Below are 1,402 nucleotides of genomic sequence, written 5' to 3'. Positions count from 1 at the left end.
AAGTACTCCAGCGCCTCCGGGGTGGCAGCGATTTCTCCAATCAAAAAGCTAGATTCCAGCACTTGTAGATGTGCCTCGCACGCCAGCTTGTGTTCATAAGCAACGAAATCGATCAATCGGCTTTGAATCTTTAAGGCAAGATCGAAGCTGAACCAGCCTTGTTCGAGACACCAGCGATTCAGAGCAAGCCCGCGACCCCAGAAGCGGCACATCCATTGGCAACGCTGATTCGGTAAGGTTAGACTTCGCATCGCAATGCCCTCCTTAAAGTTCAAAGCTCTGATTGATCGCGATGACCCAGTTGAGGCTAAACAGCCGAGCAATATACAGCACCACACACGCTAGTTCTTGAATCACGACACGGCTAAGGTAAGGGACTCCATCACCCTGCGGATCAGGTTGGGGAAATTGGGACTGGATCTGGTTCAGGACTGCTACAACCTGAGACTGCTGCCGCAGTCCCTGTAGCAAAACGTGGACGGACTGCTGCCAATCCTGGAGTGCAACTTGTATCCGAATCACGGCAATCCCATCTGTGCCGTCCCGATTGTCGAGTTGCAGGCATTCAATGTCGCGTAAGTGCAATGCGATCGAGGTCGATTGAATCAGCCAGAAGGTCGGACTCGGTGGCACCAGTAGCGGGTCGGAACCGATGCGATCGCTTGCCACAGCTTCTATCAGGGATTCGACAAATGCGGCGAACTGTGGAGTCTTGAGTAACGCTCTAGCATCCGCAGCAAAGTGGGGACGCATTTGATCGAGGCAGTGCTGCTGAGCCTGAAGTAATTCGGACTCCACCTGCTCGATACTCATCCGTTTAGTCGCGATATCTTGACGCAATCGTGCCAGTTGCTCGAACACGTCGCTCGTTCTCCGTTGAGTGTAGGCATCGTAAGTGGACAGTAAATCGCTGAGGGTCAACATGAGTCGCAATCCATCTTTAAGCACTTTCTCGGTTCGACGGACAATCCAGTTCGAGTCGGGCATCGGGAGGTGCTTTGCCCATCGCTTGACTCACCAAGCACAGGAGCGCCTCAGTTCTTCGCTCTACAAATGCTTCAAAGTCATCGCGCCACAGAGTCTCTAGCTCGATCAGAGGCGATCGACAAGTTGCTGAATCTGATGAAACTGGTTTCAGGATCGATCGCGTCGCGGATGGAGAAGCCTGATGCACGTAACGCTGTCGCATCAGTACCGCCAGGATAGTTTGAGTCAAATCGGGATAGATCGATGGGGTCGAATGGAGCGGCACCATTCTGATGCCGGATGGGAGATGAGGATTGAACATGAGCGTGACCTAAATTTTTTGGGTTCAGACTGGCAGTTGATTCAAGCGATCGACCATTCCCGTCGTATTGAACAACTCACCGATGTAGGCGAGCAGACACACTAGCTCTTGAGC

The 1,402-nt window shown here is 52.5% G+C and carries 3 protein-coding genes; all 3 read right to left on the bottom strand.

The genetic code is table 11. The annotated features are described in order from the left end of the window. On the bottom strand, positions 1–251 hold a 251-nt coding region (locus ACQ4M5_RS41700; protein ID WP_430681682.1), incomplete at its 3' end, for a hypothetical protein. Between the two features lie 13 nt (positions 252–264). Further along, positions 265–987 carry a hypothetical protein gene (locus ACQ4M5_RS41695; protein WP_430681681.1) on the bottom strand — a complete coding sequence of 241 codons (723 nt, stop codon included), beginning with the start codon at positions 985–987 and terminating at the stop codon, positions 265–267. After that, entirely contained in the window at positions 941–1,288 is a 348-nt protein-coding gene (locus ACQ4M5_RS41690) for a hypothetical protein (RefSeq protein ID WP_430681680.1), read from the bottom strand. Before ACQ4M5_RS41690 ends, ACQ4M5_RS41695 begins: the two co-directional genes overlap by 47 nt. Between the last annotated feature and the right edge of the window lie 114 nt (positions 1,289–1,402).

It is taken from the genome of Leptolyngbya sp. AN10 (genome assembly GCF_050565645.1).
In the GTDB taxonomy this organism is placed as follows: domain Bacteria; phylum Cyanobacteriota; class Cyanobacteriia; order Leptolyngbyales; family Leptolyngbyaceae; genus Leptolyngbya.
The sequence above is the reverse complement of the archived record's forward strand: the minus strand, read 5'-3'. Positions and strand labels throughout refer to the sequence as shown.